A 629-nucleotide genomic window follows, 5' to 3' on the forward strand; every position below is an offset into this window, starting at 1 on the left:
TTCAGATTTACCGTTCGTGATAACAAAGCGGGAGGTTCCGGAAATAATTCTGACGATGCGGTAATCACCGTAAATTCAACTGCAGGACCATTCCTGATAACTTCGCAAAACTCCGCAACAACTTATGCCGGAGGAAGTTCTCAAACCGTAACATGGAACGTGGCAGGAACTACCGCTAACGGAGTAAATGCGGCCAATGTAGATATTCTTTGGTCTACAGACAGCGGAAATACATGGACTACTCTATTGGCAGCAACACCTAATGACGGTTCACAAGCGGTAACAATTCCTAATGCTACGACAACAACGGGAAGAATTATGGTAAAAGGATCAAACCACATTTTCTTTGATGTCAACAATAACAACATCTCTGTCAATGCAGGTTCAGGAACTCCTGACACAGTTGCTCCTACAGCTCCTACCCTTGCTGCTTCAGGAACTACAGCTACAACCACTAACCTTTCATGGTCTGGAGCTACAGATAATGTTGGAGTGACAGGATATGATGTATATCAGGGTGCTTCATTAATTGGTTCTACAGCGTCTACTACATATACTGTAACAGGACTTTCACCAGCAACTACGTATTCTTTCTCTGTGAAAGCAAAAGATGCAGCTGGAAATGCTTC

The 629-nt window shown here is 43.4% G+C and carries 1 protein-coding gene; it reads left to right on the forward strand.

Going from position 1 to position 629, the window contains the following annotated elements:
• On the forward strand, nt 1-629 hold a 629-nt coding region (locus NK356_RS24070; protein ID WP_253318256.1), incomplete at both ends, for a fibronectin type III domain-containing protein.

The sequence above is a fragment of the Chryseobacterium sp. S0630 genome, from assembly GCF_024158915.1.
Taxonomy (GTDB): Bacteria; Bacteroidota; Bacteroidia; order Flavobacteriales; family Weeksellaceae; genus Chryseobacterium.